We start from the raw sequence: 18,000 nt of genomic DNA, 5'->3' as shown, positions 1-18,000 counted from the left end.
GTGCGGACTTCAGCGCACCGGCTTTCTTAAGCCTTCCTGGCGCTGCCCTTTCTCAGCGCGCTTCAACCACGTGCGTGGGCGGCTTGCGCTTCAGCCGCGACAAGGGGCGATCGATCAACACGACGATCAGCCACGAAAGCGCGACTGTGGCCGCGAACGCTGGGAGGAAAAAGGTTGTGAACGGACGAGTGAATCCGCAGGCACAGACGAACCAGGCTGCCACCGTGGTGTGGATCAGATAGATCGGATAGCTCAGGTCGCCCAGCATTTTGTCCAGCTTGCCGCCACGTTGCTGATGCAGTGACACCACCATCCACGCCGAAAGCAGCAAGGACGCATACAGGCCCCAATCCCACGGCCAGCTCGGCACGAAGAACCAGACCGCTCCATGCAGTAACCAGGCCGCGCAGCTGATGGCCGGCATGCGGATTCGCGCCAGGGATTCACGGTAATGGCAGACCAGGGCGCCCGTCGCGAACGGCAGCAGGCAAGGCAGGAAGGTGGCGTAGCGCTCACCGAAGCTGTCCTGATGGATGCCAAGCTTGAGATTGATAAGGGCGCCGATGACCACACCAAGTGCGGCTGCACCACGTGAGGTTGCCATCATCGGCATCAACAGATAGAAGCCCACTTCAATGGCCAGCGCATTCGCCACCGGAACCGGCAGGCCTCCGCGGGTAATGCCCGGGAACAGCGTGACAACGTAGGCCCAATCCTGCAGGCCACGAGGCATGTGGAACTCGCCATTGATCGGGCGCAGGTCAATGCCGACGCTGCCATAGTACCAGAGCGTCAGCAGGCCCATGATCGCGGCCAGCCAATACAGCGGGAAGATCCGCATGAAGCGGTTGAACGCATATGCCTTCAGGCCGGTGCGATCAAAGCCGTACTTGGTGGTCAACACCAGCGTCATCAGGAAGCCGCTGAGCACGAAGAATGCCCATACCGCGTAGGCGGCATATCCATGCGGCATGTTCGACCACAAGTGGGACGCCGCGACCAATGACGCGAGGACGAACCGGCTTGCGCCGAATCCAAACACAGGCATTTTCAAGGAACTGCTCCAATGGGCAGGAAACGAGGACGCAGGGTCGGCATGCCGTCAACGGGACGGGCATGCGGTGGCTACCGCGCGAACAGTGGCAAGGGTATTGCCGTTGCCGTCACTGAAGGTCAATACCGAACCGTCATTGATCCATGGTCCGGTGACCTCCGTGCCAGCAGCCGCACCTTCCACCCAGACCTTGGGTGTCTGCGTGAGGCTGCCAACCGTGATCTGCACGAAGGCGGCGTTCGGAACCTCGGACTTCCATACCACCTGCACCTCGGCTGACGCACCGGCCGCGCCGCTGCAATCCAGCTTGAGTACTGTAGGTTCGACCATCATGCCTGCAACACTGGCATGGACCAGGTTCAGGCCGGCAACGGACGCGTCAGTCACAGCAGCCTGCATGCCGGGCGCCTCGGACGTGGTTCCGACAGCTCCTGCGCGACGGCGGCCAGCCTCGTCACAACAGGCCGTCAGGGCCAGCGCCAGCACGCATGCCAGCAGCGCGCGCGATTGAATCCCCATGCAGTGCTCCCTACCCATCGCCACCGGAGGGCGGCGGAAACGAGGCATTCTTACCCATGCGCACCACAGCGTAAAGCCCGCGTTCACGTCCCCCGCAGCCCCGGCGACTGGCCTCGTCCCCGCCAGCGTCAGTGCGGGCGGGGACGAAACGGTGCCTCAGCGTGCCGCAACAGCGGCGGTCAGAATCCGGCGCAGTGCGTCATCGGAGTAGTGCTGTGCAATGAATGCTCGGCCGCCATCAGACACCTGCTGCCACCGCGCATCATCGCCCAGCAGCGACACAATCTGCGCAGCCATGCCTTCAGCGTCCTCAGCGGTGGGCATGAATGCCGACGCATTGCCCAAGCCCTGCATGCCAATCGAGGTAGTCACGCACGGCAGGCCATTGCGCAGGCTTTCCAGCACCTTGCCCTTCACCCCCCCGCCGAAACGCAACGGCGCAACCGCCACGCGCGCACGCCGGTACCAACCGGCCAGGACTTCGTCACTGACGTATCCGGTCACATCGATGCGTTCAGACGCCATCGCCTGGATTTCCGGACGCGGGTTGGAGCCAACCAGGCTCAACCGGACCGACGGTACCTGTGCCTGCACTCGGGGCAGCACTTCGCTGACAAACCACTGTGCCGCGTCGACATTGGGCGCATGCGCGAAGCCGGCGACGAACAGGATGTCATGGCGTTGCTCCGGGCCCGGCACATCGGCATCGGCAACAGGCTCATAGGCGTACAGCGGAATGGTCTCGGCGCGGGTCCCGGCCGATGGCGCATGGCTGGCCAGCCACGCACGTACATGGGCGGTTTCGTCCGTGGACGGATACAACACCACATCTGCCTGCTGCCAGAGGGCGTACTCGAAATCACGGAAGCGCGCGGCCTCACGTGCCAGGTCCTCATCCGGCTGCAGCTGCAGCTGCTGCTGCATGCGCAGGTGATGGATGTCGTGTCCGTAATAGACGAGGGTGGCCCTGCTATGGCGGCGTACGCTGGCTACCAGCTCAGCCGACACATGTGGCCGGTTGAGAATCACCACGTCCAGATACTGGCCATTAGCGGTCATCCAGGCCTCGAACCCAGCCGCGCCAACACAGCCGACCCCATGCATCACTTCGATGCCCTTGCGCTGCAGTGGCGGCGCGTACTGGTCATCGTAGTAGGCATTGGCGGGCCAGAAGGTTACCTGGCATCCCTCTTCCAGCAGGGTATGCAGCACCTGGCAGGTCGCACGCGAGCCGGCATCGCGGTCAGGCTGCGGAATATAGTGGTCCACCACCAGCACGTGGCGCTTGTTGCGCGAACGGTCCCGCGCCAGGAACACATGCTCGCCATTGGCGAACTGGCCCTGCTCCAGGGTCGGCATCCAGCGTGCGAGGAACTTGTCACGGTTGACCGCCTGCCATGCCTTGACCCCACTGCCCTCATCGGTGCCGCTGGACACGCCTTCGTAATGCACCACGACCGATGCCGGCTGCATGTAGACCTTCAACCCACGCTCGCGCACACGGAAGGCGATGTCGGTGTCTTCGTAGTAGGCAGGCGCAAAATGCTCGTCGAAGCCACCGAGCTCCTGGAACAGCTGCAGCGGCAGCATGATCGAGGCACCGGAGATGTAGTCTGCTTCCTTCAGATAGCCATAGGCCGGCAGGGATGGATCCTGCAGGCGCCCGAAATTCCACGCGCTGCCATCTGACCAGACGATGCCACCGGCTTCCTGCAGTCGGCCATCCGGGTAGACCAGTTTGGAGCCCACCAGGCCGGCATCCGGATGCGACTGGAAAACGTCCACCAATGTATCCAGCCAGCCCGGTCGCACTTCGGTGTCGTTGTTGAGCAGGTAGACGTAACGGCCCTTGGCCAAGGTCAACGCCTGGTTGCAGGAGCGCAGGAAACCGAGGTTCTTCGGATTGACGTGATAGCGCAGGCCCGGAATGCTGCCCAGCGCATCGATCCGCGCATCACCGGAAGCGTCCTCCAGTACCAGTACCTCAAACGATACGCGTGCACCCACGCGCGCGATCGAGGCCACGCAGGCCAGGCTCTGCTCGTAGTTGCCGTAGGTAGGAATGACGATGCTGACGACCGGATCTACGACATCGGCAAAACGCAGGCTCTGTTGCACCGACTGCGGGTCGCGGTGTACTTCTTCCAGCAGCAGCCCATCCAGCGGCGCAGGAACCGCTGCTGCCTGGCTAAGCAGCATGCGCTTGGCCATCGGAACGAAGGGCTTCATCAAGGGATGGCGAGCCAACCCGGAGTTGCGTAATGACTGCAACACCGCGTGCCACTCGCCTCGCAGCACGCGGCCTGCCAAGCGGATCGGCTTGGTGATGCGCCAGGAGCGGGAGGCGATCAGCGAGGCAGTCAGGGCCTGCAGTGACTCGAGCTCGGCACGATACGACTCCAGTACCGCTGAGACGTCCTGCGACTCTCCTCCCGCAGCCAGCCCTCCTGCCGCCGCAGGCTGGGTGACCCCGGAACGCTGGATCAGCTGCTCGATCTGCGCATGCTGCTGCTGCAGGGCGCTGCGCGCGGCATCGGTCAGACCGGAGATGGTGTTGATCTGCTGCTGCAGGTGCGCGCGCGCATCCCAGATTTCGGCCATCGCCCTTTCCAGGCGGTCGGCCCTGGCCTTCTCGGCAGCCAGTGCATCCTGCTGCGCTTGTTGCTGCTCACGCGCCGCATCGAGCTGGCCATGCAGTTGAGCCACCACACCCTGCTCGCGTACCACATGGCCGCGCAGCTCACCGATTTCGGCGTCCTGCGCCTGCGCCCAACGCGCTACTTCATGGTGGTGGGCGTAGAGGTCTTCGGCTTCGGTATACAGGATGGACGCGGGCAACTGCGGTAGCAGCGAGGCATCGGCTGCGGCCACGACGACGAAGTACACCGCATCGGGAATCACCGCGGCGCGCTCCTGCACACCCTCGCCGGTATCGGTCAACGCCTGGTACACCGGCTGTGCCGGACCATCATCGAGCAGGGTGATGGTCGAACAGACCGACATGCGGTGCCCGCACAGGCGCGAGGCAGGAAAATGCCGCGAGACCAATGCCTGGAACTCACCCAGGTACAGCTCCTTCACGTGGTACTCGTTGTGGTAGCCAGCGCGGTCGGAGTAAACCTCCTTGTTCGGGGAGGACATGATCATCACACCATCCGGCCGCAGCACGCGGCGGATCTCGGCCATCATCTCTTCCTGCTCGTACAGGTGTTCGATCGTCTCGAACGAGATCACGACGTCAACACTGGCGTCCGGCAGCGGAATCGCTGCAGCCGACCCCTGCAGGTACTGCAGGTTGGTGCGGTCGGCGTAGCGCTCCGCAGCGTGCGCAACGGCGTCATGGGAAATGTCCACGCCCCTGACCGAACGCGCGCGGCTGGCCAGCATCGCGCTGCCATAGCCTTCGCCGCTGGCCACATCCAGCACGTCCTTGCCTTCCACCAGGGGCAGGCACCACGCATACCGGTGCAGGTGCTCCTGGCGGATGACACCCTGTTCGGTGGGGACGAAACGTTCGCCGGTGAACTCGATCATCAGGATTCCTTGGTGACATCGATGGCCAGCATGGGCAGGCCCACCAGGCCGAAGCGCATCGTCTCGTCGATCGCGCGGAACTCCAGCGCGTCGTGGATCCAGTGCTGCTGGGTGTGATCGTGCTGGTCGCCGGAGGCCACCGCAGCATCGATCATGTAGGAGCCGGATGGCATCACCGGCATGCGGAACAGGAACGAGGCGACGATGCTTTCACCCGCCTGGCCGCCCACGGGGCTGTCCTTGCAGGCGAAGTAGCTGTTGTCGCCGAACAGGCGCTGCCCCAGGCGATCCTTGAAGTAGAAGCCGACGATCACGCTGTCCAGCGCCTGCACCAGTTCGACACGGATGCGCAGCCGGACCAGCTCGCCGCCCTCGGCCATGCCCAGCGGCGCCCCCGCCTCATCGTTCAGCGCCACATCAACGATGCGCGCACCCTGGGCACCAAATTCCTGCCCTACATTGTCCGGATCGAACTGGAACAACGCGATGCGGTTGCTGGCGCCAGCGGCCTGCAGCGCCTCCAGGCGGAAGTCCGGCGCATCTGTGGCCAGGCGTTTTTGTTTCTTTTCGACCACCACGTCGTCCACGCCCGCCTCGCGACGGCCTACCACGTGCTGCTCGGTCATGTACGCTTCGATCACTTCCTGCGACGTGCCCGAAAGGCGCATCTGGCCGTGCTGCAGCCACACCGCGCTTTCGCACAGGTTGGTTACCGCGGCCGCGTCATGGCTGACGAACAGCAGCGTTCCGTTCTTCTGGAACTCGCGCAGGAAGCGCATGCATTTCTGCGAGAAGAAGGCGTCACCTACGGCCAGCGCCTCGTCGATGATCAGGATGTCGGCATCGACATGAGCAATCACGGCAAAGGCCAGGCGTACCGACATGCCGCTGGAATAGCTGCGCACTGGCTGGTCGATGAATTCACCGATGTCGGCGAAGGCCAGGATGCTGTCCATGCGCGCTTCAATCTGCGGCCGGGTCAGGCCGAGAATCGTGGCGTTGAGATAGACATTCTCACGCCCGGTGAATTCGGGATTGAAGCCGCTACCCAGCTCAAGCAGGGCCGCGACCCGCCCTTTGACTGTGATGCGGCCCTCGGTCGGGTTGAGGGTGCCGGCGATCATCTGCAGCAGGGTGGACTTGCCCGAGCCGTTGCGGCCGACAATACCCACCGTCTGCCCGCGGCGGATCGAGAAACTGACGCCACGCAGCGCCCAGAAATCCTTGTAGAAGGATTTGCGCTTGCCGGCCAGGGCCTGCAACAGGCGGTGCGAGGGGCGTTCGTACATGTGGTACGCCTTGCCCACGCCCTGCACATCGATGACGATGTCGCCGTCGGTCAGCTCAGAGGACATCGGCAAACCCCACGCGCAGCTTGTTGAACATGCGATGGCCCAGCAGAGCCACCGCGCAGGCGATCAGGGTGTAGACACCGAGGCCGGCCCAGTCGGGCAGGCGGCCCCAGATCACCACTTCGCGTACCTGGTCGATGATGAAGGTCAGCGGGTTCAGCTCGAACACGATGCGATAGCTTTCCGGCACCGATTCGACCGGCACGATGGCCGAAGACAGGAACAGCATCGCCGCCGCCATCACCCCGGCGAACTGGCCGATGTCACGCAGGTATACGCCCAGCGACGAGACGATCCAGCCCACGCCAGCGGTGAGGATCACAAGCGGGATGACTACCACCGGCAGCAGGATGGCCGTAGCCGGGATACTGCCCTTGATCGCCAGCTGCAGCAGCAGCAGCACCACCATGTTCATCAACAGGTGGAACAGCGCCGAGAAAGTCATGCTCCACACCAGGATGTCCAGCGGGAACACCACACGCTTCACGTAGCCGGTGTTGGCTACGATCAACTGCGGAGCGCGGGTGAAGCACTCAGCAAAGAACCCGTGCACGGTCAGGCCCGCGAACAGGATCAGTGCAAAGTCGGTGGTCGATCCGGTCGATCCCGGCCAGCGGCCTTTCATCACGAAGCCGAAGGCCAGGGTGTAGACCAGCAGCATCAGGAAGGGGCTGATCAATGACCACAACAGGCCAAAGCTGGCGCCACGATAGCGGCCCAGCACTTCGCGCTGGCTCAGTTCGAACGTCAGCGAACGATGCTTGCCGAAAACCGAGAGGATTCCCATCAGCCGGCCTGCTGCACCAGCGCCCGTTCCAGATCCACCTGCAGATCCCCCAGATCCTCCACACCCACGCTCAGCCGCACCAGCGCATCGCTGATGCCCAGCTGTTCCCGCCGCGCGACCGGGATCGAGGCGTGCGTCATCACCGCCGGATGGTTGACCAGGCTTTCCACGCCACCCAGCGACTCGGCCAGGGTGAACAGCTCGGTCTTCTCGCAGAAGCGCTTGGCCGCCTCGAAACCGCCCTTGAGGACGATCGAGACGATGCCGCCGTAGCCGCCCATCTGGCGGGTCGCCAGCTCATGCTGCGGGTGCGACGGCAGGCCCGGGTAGATCACCTTTTCCACCGCCGGATGCTTTTCCAGCCACTGGGCCAGGGCCAGCGCGTTGGCGCAGTGCGCCTTCATGCGCAGCGGCAGGGTCTTCAGGCCACGCAGGGCCAGGAAGCTGTCGAACGGGCCCTGCACGCCACCCACCGAGTTCTGCAGGAAGGCCATCTGCTCGGCCAGTTCGGCGTTGTCGCCGACCACGACCATGCCACCGACCATGTCCGAGTGGCCATTGAGGTACTTGGTGGCCGAGTGCAGCACCAGGTCCGCGCCCAGCTCCAGCGGGCGCTGCAGCATCGGCGAGGCGAAGGTGTTGTCGACCACCACGATCAGGCCGTGGCGCTTGGCGATGGCGGCCACCGCAGCGATGTCCACGATCTTCAGCATCGGATTGGTCGGGGTCTCGATCCAGACCATCTTCGTCTTTGGCGTGATGGCTGCCTCGAACGCGGCCAAGTCGGTCAGGTCGACGAAGCTGAAGTCCAGCCCGGCGGTGCGGCGACGCACGCGCTCGAACAGGCGGAAGCTGCCGCCGTAGATGTCGTCCATCGCCACCACGTGGCTGCCGGCGTCCAGCAGCTCGATCACGGTCGAGCTGGCCGCCATGCCCGAAGCGAAGGCGAAGCCACGGGTACCGCCTTCCAGCGACGCCACGCACCGCTCATAGGCGAAGCGGGTCGGGTTGTGGGTACGCGAGTACTCGAAGCCCTGATGCTCGCCCGGGCTGGACTGGGCATAGGTCGAGGTGGCGTAGATCGGTGGCATCACCGCGCCGGTGCTGGGATCGGGCGACTGACCGCCGTGGATGGCCAGCGTGGCCAGGGCCAGGGCGCGATCCTGGGAAGTAGCGTTGGACATGTTCTTTCCTGAGGGGCGCCGACACGCGGCGCCATCGAAGGTGCGGAAGTCTACCAGCGCGGCCTTAACGACCTTTGACGCGGATAAACCGGGATTCAGCAGCGAACGTCTGCGATCAGCGGCTTACTGCACGCGACGGCGCAGATAGTTCAGCAGGTCGATACGGGTGATCAGGCCCAGGAAAGTGTCGCCGTCCATCACGATCGCCACCTGGCCGCGGTCGAACACCGGCAACAGCGCCTCGATCGGCGACTTCACGTCCAGCCGGTCCAGCTTGCTGACCATCGCGGTGGCGACGGTGTCGCGGAAACGTGCCTCATCGCCATACACATGCAGCAGCACGTCGCTTTCGTCGACGATGCCGACCAGCTGGTCGCCGTCCATCACCGGCAGCTGCGAGACGTCGTACAGCTTCATGCGCTGGTAGGCGGTGGTCAGCAGGTCGTTCGGTCCGATCACGACAGTGTCGCGCTGGCCGTACGGGCGCAGGATCAGGTCGCGCAGGTCGCCGTGCTGCGGGCGCTGCAGGAAGCCGTTGTCCAGCATCCAGTAGTCGTTGTACATCTTCGACAGGTACTTGTTGCCGGTGTCGCAGACCAGTACCAGCACCCTCTTCGGCGTGGTCTGTTCCTTGCAGTACTTCAGTGCCGCAGCCAGCAGGGTGCCGGTGGACGAGCCGCCCAGGATGCCTTCCTTGCCCAGCAGCTCGCGCGCGGTGTGGAAGCTCTCCGCATCGGTGATGGCATAGGCCTTCTTCACCCGACTGAAATCGGAAATCGACGGCAGGAAGTCCTCGCCGATGCCCTCCACCAGCCAGCTGCCCGACTTGTCGTTCAGATTGCCGTCGTTGATGTACTCGGCCAGGATCGAGCCAACCGGGTCGGCCAGCACCAGCTCGGTCTTCGGCGACAGCTTGGCGAAGGCGCGCGACAGGCCGGTCATGGTGCCGGAGCTGCCACAGCCGAACACGATGGCATCGAGGTCGCCGCCCATCTGCTCGAGGATCTCCGGGCCGGTACCGAATTCATGCGCGGCCGGATTGTCCGGGTTGCCGAACTGGTTGATGAAGTACGCGCCCGGGGTCTGCTCGGCAATGGTCTTGGCCAGATCCTGGTAGTACTCAGGGTGGCCCTTGGCCACGTCCGAGCGGGTCAGACGCACTTCAGCGCCCATCGCCTTCAGGTTGAAGATCTTTTCCCGACTCATCTTGTCGGGAACGACCAGAATGAGCTTGTAGCCCTTCTGCTGGGCCACCAGGGCCAGGCCCAGGCCGGTGTTGCCAGCGGTGCCCTCGACCAGGGTCGCGCCAGGTTTCAGGTCGCCGCGCTTCTCCGCCGCTTCGATCATCGACAGGCCGATGCGATCCTTGATCGATCCGCCCGGGTTGGCGCTCTCCAGCTTCAGGTAGAGCTCGCAGACGCCGGTGTCCAGGCGCTGGGCCTTGACGATCGGGGTCTGGCCGATGAGTTCGAGGACGGAAGAATGGATGGGCATTCGGAGGACTTTCGGTTCGCGCCACGCAGGGCCGGACCGATGATTATCCGACGGATGGCGATGAAAGTCAGGTCGCTGCGGCAGCGGCGTGCCCGCCGTAAAAAAGAGATGCGGACGGCCCCGGATCGACGAGGAGACCGGTACCGCCCGCATCGGTGAGTCGTGCCTGCAGGCCAAGGCACCACCGCTTGTGGTGCCTTGGCGCGGCCGCCTCATCGGCGGTGCCGCGATGCCGGGGCAGAAGCGCCCGGCGGGGCCATCGATGGCCGGGTCACGCCGTTCCGGGCGTGACGGGGTGCGTCAAAGCGTGGGGGACGTCGTTGGGAGCGGTGTTTCGTACATTCGCAGAAGTCGTTGCTTGGCCAGCAGCTTTTCGCGCTTCATGCGACCCAGGGTGACATCATCGATCGGGAGTACACCCAACTCCGCGTCCATGCACTTCTTGTTCAACTTGCGGTGCTGGTCATGGAGTGCCCTGAACTCCGGATCACGCGCGCGACGGGCGTCGATCTCGCTCTGGGGCTGATCTTCAAACATGATGGACCTCCTTCGACAGATACACGAACGCCCCGGCCGCAAGGCACGGGGCGTTGTTCATGGAGGAGCGCCGGTCGATGGCCACCTGGACGCCTGCAACGACCTGCGGCACTGGCCTGCGCACGTCGATTCGCTGCGGTTCGCGCCCTGTTTGCATCGGCCCGGCCCTCCCATCGTCCGGTCCGCGGCATTGCGTCCCGGACGATTGACCCTACGCCTGCTCAAGGCGGGGAACAAGACCCCTGCGGCAAAAAGACCGAACCCCGCCGGGGCGGGGTTCAGGCTGAATGCTCATCGCAACGAAAAACAAACAATATCAAGCAATTACGGGGCGATGATGACCTCGGCCGAACGCGCCTGGGTGGAGGCCGCCTTCTTGCCAGCGAGCTGGATCCGGTTGCTGGCGACACCGGCCGCGACCAGCGCATCGCGCAGCGCTTCGGCACGCTTCTGGCCTACGCCGTTCGCGTTGTCGTAGGCCTCGATGCGCAGGCGGCCCTTCTTGCCGATGTTCAGGTATTCGGCCAACGCCTTGGCCTGGTTGCGGGCCCCGCCGGACAGGCTGGAGGCGCCGGCGGTGAACGCGTCACCACGGAAGGTGAAGACTTCGCCGCGACCATCGAACTTCGAGGCCGGCAGTTTCTGACCGGACACCAGCTCGGCTTCCTCGCGGGCCAGCTTGGCGGCGTTCTGCTGGGCAGCGCTGAGGCGCTGCTGCTGCTTGCCGGCCACGCTGGTCAGGGCGTTCTCGGCGTCCTGGCGGGCCAGGGTTTCGGCCTCGGCGGCCTGGCGCAGGCGCTCGGCCTCCTCCGCCTGCATCTGCGCCTGCATGCGCAGCTGCTCGGCTTCCTGGCGGGCGCGGGCGGCGTCGCGGCGGCTGGCCTCGATCAGCAGGTCGCTGCGGGTCCGCTCCAGGCGGTCGACCTCGCGCGCGGCCAGGGCGGTGCGCACAGCGGTCTCGGCGATCTCCACCCGGCGCTCGGCCAGGTAGGTGGCCAGCTCCTGGTCGCGGCGCTTGGCCTTGTCCAGGGTGGCGATGGCCTGCTGGGCCTGCATGCGCTCGAAGGCGCCCAGCTCAGCGGTGTCGGGATTGGCCTGGATGGCCATCAGGCGCTGGCTCAGCTGCGCCACCATCGGGTTGTCGGCGGCCATGGACAGGGGCGGCAGCGCCAGCAGCGCGGCCAGGGTTGCGGCAGTCATCGGCTTCACCGGCGGTCCTCCCCGGTCGACAGCTGGCGTTGCAGCTGGTTGACCTCGTTGCGGCGCAGCTGCAGCTGCGCGGTCACGGTGGCTTCCTCGCTGCGGACGCGGGCCAGGTCGGCATCGGCAGCGGCGCGCAGGGCGATCGCCGGGGCGTTCTTGCGCTCGCGGCGGTCGCCGGCGGCGCGCTGGGCCTGCTCCAGCCCCTGCCGGGCCAGCCCGATCAGGTCCGGGGCGTACTGGTCGGCATCGGCCTGGGTGGCCTTGTCGACCGCCTGCCGGGCCTGGGCCAGTTCCAGTGCGCCGTCCTGCGCCCAGGCGGGGGCAGACAGTGCGAATGCAAACGCCATCACATACAGGCCATGGCGCATTCGTGCGAAGCTAAGTCGTTTCATTGGGGAGGCCGTACCGGTTGTCGGTTCACGGCCATTGTCGTCAAGCCGACACCGTGCTGGCAACGGGCGTCGGCCGTTTCGTTGGGGAAAATTCGCAATGGATATCGGCTACTTCCTGAAGCTGATGACCGAAAAGAACGCTTCGGACATGTTCCTGACCACCGGAGCACCGGTCTACATCAAGATCGAGGGGAAGCTTTATCCGCTGGGCAACACCGGCCTGCCGCCGGGCATGGTCAAGAAGATCGCCTACTCGCTGATGGACGAAGGCCAGGTGCCGCAGTTCGAGCGCGAGCTGGAGCTCAACATGGCCATCGCCCTGCCCGATGCCGGGCGCTTCCGCGTCAACGTGTTCAAGCAGCGCGGCGAGGTCGGCATGGTCATCCGCGCCATCCGCAGCCGCATCCCGAGCATCGAGGAGCTGAACCTGCCGCAGGTGCTGAAGGACGTCATCATGACCCCGCGCGGGCTGGTGCTGGTGGTGGGGTCCACCGGTTCCGGCAAGTCCACCTCGCTGGCGTCGATGATCGACCACCGCAACAGCACCACCACCGGCCACATCCTCACCATCGAGGACCCGATCGAGTACCTGCACAAGCACAAGATGTCGATCGTCAACCAGCGCGAGGTCGGGCTGGACACCCATGCCTTCCACAACGCGCTGAAGAACGCGATGCGTGAAGCGCCGGACGTGATCCTGATCGGCGAGATTCTGGACGCGGAAACGATGGAGGCCGCCATCGCTTTCGCCGAGACCGGCCACCTGTGCCTGGCCACCCTGCACTCCAACAACGCCGACCAGACCATCGAGCGCATCCTCAACTTCTTCCCGGAAAGCGCGCACAAGAACGTGCTGATGAACCTCGCGCTAAACCTGCGTGCAGTGATCAGCCAGCGCCTGGTGAAGAACAAGGAAGGCCGTCGCCTGCCGGCCACCGAGGTGCTGATCAACACGCCGATGATCCGCGACCTGCTGCGTCGTGGCCAGGTGCACGAGATCAAGGCGGCGATGGAAGGCTCGCTGGAGGAAGGCATGGAGAGCTTCGACCAGTGCCTGTTCCGGTTGGCCAAGGCTGGCACCATCGAGCAGGAGGAGGCCCTGCGCGCGGCCGACTCGCGCGATGGCCTGGCGCTGAAGTTCCGCCTGTCCGAAGGTAGCAGCGGCGAACACGACCCTTACGCGGATTTCTCGGCCGGCGCGCCGAGCATCACCCACGGGTTCTGACCTGAAGGGTTCAGGGGCGGTCTCATCCAATGAGACCGCCGATCCGTAGGTTTCCGCAATGGAAACCATCCGCAAGCTTGCCATCCTGGCTGACGCCGCCAAATACGATGCCTCCTGCGCCTCCAGCGGCTCGGGCAAGCGCGACTCACGCGCCAGCGGCGGCATCGGCAGCACCGAAGGCATGGGCATCTGCCACAGCTATACGCCGGATGGCCGTTGCGTTTCGTTGCTGAAGATCCTGCTGACCAACTTCTGCGTCTACGACTGCGCGTACTGCGTGAACCGCGTGTCCAGCAACGTGCCCCGCGCGCGCTTCAGCGTGGACGAGGTGGTCGCGCTGACGCTGGACTTCTACAAGCGCAACTACATCGAGGGCCTGTTCCTTTCCAGCGGCATCATCCGCAATGCGGACTACACCATGGAGCAGATGGTGGAAGTAGCACGGCAACTGCGCGAGGAACACCGCTACGCCGGTTACATCCACCTCAAGACCATTCCCGAAGCGTCGCCGGAACTGCTGGCCAGCGCCGGGCGTTACGCCGACCGGCTGTCGATCAACGTGGAGCTGCCCACCGAAGCCGGGCTGAGCGCGCTGGCACCGGAGAAGACCGTACAGTCCATCCGCGGTGCGATGGGCGAGCTGCGCTGGCGCATCGAGGAAGCGAAGGAAGCGCGTAAGGTGCCAGCGGTGGTCGGGCCGGTGTCCACCCGCAGCGCACGCCCGCGCCCTCCCCGTTTCGCACCGGCCGGGCAGAGCACGCAGATGATCGTCGGCGCCGACGGCGCCAACGACCGGCAGATCCTCGCCAGCGCCGATGCGTTGTACGGCAACTACCGCATGCGCCGGGTGTACTACTCCGCCTTCAGCCCGATTCCGGATGCCAGCCGCCAGCTGCCGCTGCAGCCGCCGCCCCTGCAGCGCGAGCACCGCCTCTACCAGGCCGACTGGCTGCTGCGCTTCTACGGCTATGGCGTGGATGAAATCACCGATACCACCCAGGCCGGCATGCTCGATCTGGACATCGACCCGAAGATGGCCTGGGCGATCCGCCACCCCGAACGCTTCCCCGTGGATCTCAACCGCGCGCCGAAGGAAATGCTGCTGCGCGTACCCGGGCTGGGCGTGCGCAATGTGAAGCGGGTGCTGATGGCGCGCCGCCACGGTCGCCTGCGGGTTGCCGATGTGGCACGCCTGAAGGCGCCGATGAGCAAACTGCTGCCATTCGTGCTGCTGGCCGACCACCACCCGCGCAGGGCGCTGGACGATCCGGCGGCGCTGCGCGCCCAATTGGCCCCACCGCCCCGTCAGGGATCGCTGTTCGATGCCCCACCGTCAGCCTGACGCACAGCGCTGGTCGCTGCGGGTGGACCCGCCGTGGTCGCTGGAGGCCTGGCGCAACGGTGCGCGCGATGCCCTGTTGCGCGGCATCGCACCGGAACAGCTCGACTGGCTGGAGGGCAGCGAGGCATCACTGCTGGATGCGCCGGCGGTCAGCTCCGCGCCCGTCCTGGCCGATGCCGGCGTGCCGAACGTACCGCGCGACTTCCTTGAACTGGCGGCCACCTGCCTGTGCCATCGCGATGTGCAACGCATGGCCCTGCTGTACCGGTTGCTGTGGCGCATCACCCATGGCGAGCGCTCGGTGCTGACCAATCCCGCCGATGCCGACGTGCTGCGCGCAACCGCCCTCGCCCAGGCCGTTCGCCGCGATACCCACAAGATGAAAGCGTTCGTGCGCTTCCGGGAGGTGCGCGGCCAACCCGAGGCGTTCATCGCGTGGTTCGAGCCAGAGCACCACATCGTCGATCGGGTGGCGCCGTTTTTCGCGCGCCGCTTCACCGGCATGCACTGGGCCATACTGACGCCGTCACGCAGCGTGGCATGGGATGGACAAGCGCTGGCCTTCGGCCCCGGCGCACGGCGCGAGGACGCCCCGGCAGAGGATGCACGGGAGGCGTTGTGGCAGACCTATTACGCCAGCATCTTCAATCCGGCCCGGCTCAATACCCGGATGATGATGCAGGAGATGCCTGCCAAGTACTGGCGCCACCTGCCCGAGGCGCAGCTGCTGCCGCGCCTGGTGCGCGATGCGGGCGATCGCGTGCAGGAAATGCATGACCGGCCCGCGCAGGCACCGCAACGGAAGATACCTGCGCGGGCGCTGGCGCCAATGCCCGCCGCCGACGCCAAGGGATTGCAGACACTGCGCCAACAGGCGCTGGCCTGCCGCCAGTGCCCGCTGTGGGAAGCGGCCACGCAGGGGGTGTTCGGTGAAGGCCCGGTCGATGCCCGGATCATGGTGGTCGGCGAGCAGCCGGGCGACGTCGAGGATCTGCGCGGCCAGCCATTCGCCGGCCCGGCCGGCCAGTTGCTGGACCGTGCGCTGGCTGAACTGGGAATCGATCGCGCGGCACTGTACCTGACCAATGCGGTGAAGCACTTCCACCATGAGCGCCGCGGCAAGATCCGGCTGCACAAGCGTCCGGAAAGCCGCCACATCCAGGCCTGCCGGCCATGGCTGATGGGCGAGATCGCGCGGGTGCGGCCGCAGGTCATCGTCTGCCTCGGCGCAACCGCGGCAGCCTCGGTATTTGGCCGTGATGTCAATCTGTCACGCGACCGTGGACGCTGGCACACGCTGGAGGACGGCACCCGCGGCTACGCCACCGTGCATCCGGCGTGGGTGCTGCGGCAGGGCGATGGCGCCCGCCGCGAACAGGCCTATGCGCTGTTCCGCGATGATCTCGCGCAACTGCTGCAAGAAGGGGACGGAGGGGATTAAGTCGTATATGCATTTACGACGTAATCCCCTCCGTCCCCTTTTTTTGGGTTCAGGCGGCGTCGGGCTGGTTTTCCGGGCGGGCGCGGTCGAACGCGTCCAGCGCCTGGCAGGCCGCTTCGATGCGGCGCAGGGTCGGGTACGGCGTCAGGTCCAGGCCGAAGCGGTGTGCGTTGTAGAGTTGCGGCAGCAGGCAGAGGTCGGCCAGGCCCGGACGATCGCCGTGGCAGAACGTGCCTGTGTCACCGCTGTTGGCCAGCAGCGTTTCCATGGCCTGGAAGCCTTCGGCCATCCAGTGCAGGGTCCACTGCGCGCGGGCGTCGGCCGGCAGCTGCAGGTCGCGCTCCAGGTACTGCATCACCCGCAGGTTGTTGATCGGATGGATATCGCAGGCCACCAGCTGGGCCAGCGCCCGCACCCGCGCGCGGCCGGCGGCGTCGGCCGGCAGCAGCGGTACCTGCGGGAAGCGCTCATCCAGATATTCCACGATCGCCAGTGACTGGGTCAGCACTTGACCCTCATGCAGCAGCGTCGGCACCAGCTGCTGCGGATTGAGCGTGCGATAGGCGTCCAGGTGCTGCTCGCCACCCTCGCGCACCAGGTGCACCGGCCGCGCCTCCCAGGCCAGGCCCTTCAGCTCCAGGCCGATGCGCACGCGGTAGGCGGCGCTGGATCGCCAGTAGGTGTACAGCACGATGCCGTCGCCGACCGGGCCGTCGTCAACCAGGATGTCCATCGCCGCCTCCATGCTCAGGGCTTGGCCGCCTGTTCGATGCGCTGCTCGATCGCGCCGAAGATGCTGTTGCCCGCGGCATCAAGCATCTCGATGCGGACCACGTCGCCGAAGGACATGAACGGTGTGCTCGGCTTGCCGTCGCGCAGGGTCTCCACCACGCGCTGCTCGGCGAAGCACGATGCGCCCTTGCTGGTGTCTTCGTTGGCGATGGTGCCCGAGCCGACGATGGTGCCGGCGCCCAGCGGACGGGTCTTGGCCGCATGCGCGACCAGTTCGGCGAAGTTGAACTGCATGTCCACGCCCGCTTCCGGCGCACCGAACCACTTACCGTTGATGTGGGTCAGCAGCGGCAGGTGCACCTTGCTGTCCTGCCAGGCCGCACCCAGCTCATCCGGGGTGACGAACACCGGCGACAGCGCCGAACGCGGCTTGGACTGCAGGAAGCCGAAGCCCTTGGCCAGCTCGCCCGGGATCAGGTTGCGCAGCGAGACATCGTTGACCAGGCCGACCAGCTGGATATGGCCCGCCGCCTGTTCCGGGGTGGCGGCCATCGGCACGTCGTCGGTGATCACCACGATCTCCGCTTCCAGGTCGATGCCGTAGTCCTCGCTGACCACCTTGACCGCATCGCGCGGGCCGTGGAAGCCGGCACTGGTGGCCTGGTACATCAGCGGATCGGTGTAGAAGCTCTCCGGCACCTCGGCGCCACGGGCACGGCGCACGCGTTCGACGTGCGGCAGGTACGCGCTGCCATCGACGAACTCATAGGCGCGCGGCATCGGCGCGGCCAGTGCCTGCGGGTCAAGGTCGAACACGCCATCGGCGTCGCCGGCGTTGAGCGATTCATACAGGGCGTTCAGGCGCGGCGCGATGTGGCTCCAGTCTTCCAGGGCCTGCTGCAGGGTGGCGGCAATGCCGGTGGCGCGCACGCCGTGGCGCAGGTCGCGCGAGACGACGATCAGGGTGCCGTCGCGGCCGCCTTCCTTCAAAGAACCAAGCTTCATGGGTGGGTGTCCGGAGTCGTGGGCAAACAAGTTTCAAGTGTAATCAAATCTGCGGCGGCGCCAAGCTGCAGCGCGGCATCGGCCCACCCTACCGTAGTGGGGGTCGGCAGGGCTTGCAGCCCTGCACCTGCGTCAAGCCAAGGCAACGTCAAATGCCAAAGCGGCTCTGGTTTCCTGTGAGTTGGGTGGGGCGGTGTGG

General features: G+C 65.6%; 15 protein-coding genes. 3 read left to right on the top strand and 12 right to left on the bottom strand.

Annotation, left to right across the window (positions count from 1 at the left end; all coding sequences use genetic code 11):
* Positions 1–52: 52 nt before the first annotated feature.
* From N5D45_RS19395 to N5D45_RS19350, 10 genes are all read right to left on the bottom strand, one after another.
* The gene (locus tag N5D45_RS19395) at positions 53–1,048 is read right to left on the bottom strand and encodes an acyltransferase (protein ID WP_231298599.1); all 996 of its coding nucleotides are present in this window, start codon (positions 1,046–1,048) and stop codon (positions 53–55) included.
* Positions 1,049–1,102: 54 nt separating this feature from the next.
* Complete coding sequence (locus N5D45_RS19390) at positions 1,103–1,573, bottom strand: hypothetical protein (RefSeq protein WP_197656637.1); 471 nt, start codon at positions 1,571–1,573, stop codon at positions 1,103–1,105.
* A gap of 156 nt (positions 1,574–1,729) precedes the next feature.
* Positions 1,730–5,107, bottom strand: a complete 3,378-nt coding sequence (locus N5D45_RS19385; protein WP_164193520.1) for a glycosyltransferase — start codon at positions 5,105–5,107, stop codon at positions 1,730–1,732.
* A complete protein-coding gene (locus tag N5D45_RS19380) occupies positions 5,107–6,462 on the bottom strand; it encodes an ABC transporter ATP-binding protein (protein ID WP_279939480.1) in 1,356 nt (451 codons plus the stop codon). The genes N5D45_RS19385 and N5D45_RS19380 overlap by 1 nt, the downstream gene beginning before the upstream one ends.
* Positions 6,452–7,246, bottom strand: coding sequence for an ABC transporter permease (locus N5D45_RS19375; RefSeq protein WP_010480643.1), 795 nt, complete (start codon positions 7,244–7,246; stop codon positions 6,452–6,454). The genes N5D45_RS19380 and N5D45_RS19375 overlap by 11 nt, the downstream gene beginning before the upstream one ends.
* The gene (locus N5D45_RS19370) at positions 7,246–8,430 is read right to left on the bottom strand and encodes a cystathionine gamma-synthase (RefSeq protein WP_057502872.1); all 1,185 of its coding nucleotides are present in this window, start codon (positions 8,428–8,430) and stop codon (positions 7,246–7,248) included. Before N5D45_RS19370 ends, N5D45_RS19375 begins: the two co-directional genes overlap by 1 nt.
* 123 nt (positions 8,431–8,553) lie before the next feature.
* The gene (locus N5D45_RS19365) at positions 8,554–9,924 is read right to left on the bottom strand and encodes a pyridoxal-phosphate dependent enzyme (protein WP_010480640.1); all 1,371 of its coding nucleotides are present in this window, start codon (positions 9,922–9,924) and stop codon (positions 8,554–8,556) included.
* 300 nt (positions 9,925–10,224) lie between these two features.
* Positions 10,225–10,461 (bottom strand): YdcH family protein, encoded by a 237-nt coding sequence (locus N5D45_RS19360; RefSeq protein WP_005407964.1) that lies wholly within the window; start codon positions 10,459–10,461, stop codon positions 10,225–10,227.
* Positions 10,462–10,785: 324 nt separating this feature from the next.
* On the bottom strand, positions 10,786–11,670 hold the full coding sequence (locus N5D45_RS19355) for a hypothetical protein (protein WP_109814926.1): 885 nt from the start codon (positions 11,668–11,670) through the stop codon (positions 10,786–10,788).
* A complete protein-coding gene (locus N5D45_RS19350) occupies positions 11,667–12,032 on the bottom strand; it encodes a DUF4398 domain-containing protein (protein ID WP_010480631.1) in 366 nt (121 codons plus the stop codon). Before N5D45_RS19350 ends, N5D45_RS19355 begins: the two co-directional genes overlap by 4 nt.
* A 121-nt stretch (positions 12,033–12,153) precedes the next feature.
* Between N5D45_RS19350 and N5D45_RS19345 the strand changes: the two genes are divergently transcribed.
* The 3 genes from N5D45_RS19345 to N5D45_RS19335 are packed head-to-tail and all read left to right on the top strand — an operon-like array spanning position 12,154 to position 16,064.
* The gene (locus tag N5D45_RS19345; protein ID WP_043398800.1) at positions 12,154–13,281 is read left to right on the top strand and encodes a PilT/PilU family type 4a pilus ATPase; all 1,128 of its coding nucleotides are present in this window, start codon (positions 12,154–12,156) and stop codon (positions 13,279–13,281) included.
* A 58-nt stretch (positions 13,282–13,339) separates the two neighbouring features.
* Positions 13,340–14,623 carry a putative DNA modification/repair radical SAM protein gene (locus tag N5D45_RS19340; protein ID WP_057502874.1) on the top strand — a complete coding sequence of 428 codons (1,284 nt, stop codon included), beginning with the start codon at positions 13,340–13,342 and terminating at the stop codon, positions 14,621–14,623.
* Positions 14,604–16,064 carry a UdgX family uracil-DNA binding protein gene (locus N5D45_RS19335; RefSeq protein WP_057502875.1) on the top strand — a complete coding sequence of 487 codons (1,461 nt, stop codon included), beginning with the start codon at positions 14,604–14,606 and terminating at the stop codon, positions 16,062–16,064. The genes N5D45_RS19340 and N5D45_RS19335 overlap by 20 nt, the downstream gene beginning before the upstream one ends.
* 49 nt (positions 16,065–16,113) lie before the next feature.
* On the opposite strand, the gene maiA is transcribed toward N5D45_RS19335, so the two are convergent.
* Entirely contained in the window at positions 16,114–16,797 is a 684-nt protein-coding gene (gene maiA / locus N5D45_RS19330) for a maleylacetoacetate isomerase (RefSeq protein ID WP_057502877.1), read from the bottom strand.
* A gap of 14 nt (positions 16,798–16,811) precedes the next feature.
* The gene (locus tag N5D45_RS19325; protein WP_043398812.1) at positions 16,812–17,801 is read right to left on the bottom strand and encodes a fumarylacetoacetate hydrolase family protein; all 990 of its coding nucleotides are present in this window, start codon (positions 17,799–17,801) and stop codon (positions 16,812–16,814) included.
* Positions 17,802–18,000 lie beyond the last annotated feature (199 nt).

The sequence above is a fragment of the Stenotrophomonas sp. GD03819 genome, from assembly GCF_029841665.1.
Classification (GTDB): Bacteria; Pseudomonadota; Gammaproteobacteria; order Xanthomonadales; family Xanthomonadaceae; genus Stenotrophomonas; species Stenotrophomonas geniculata.
The sequence above is the reverse complement of the archived record's forward strand: the minus strand, read 5'-3'. Positions and strand labels throughout refer to the sequence as shown.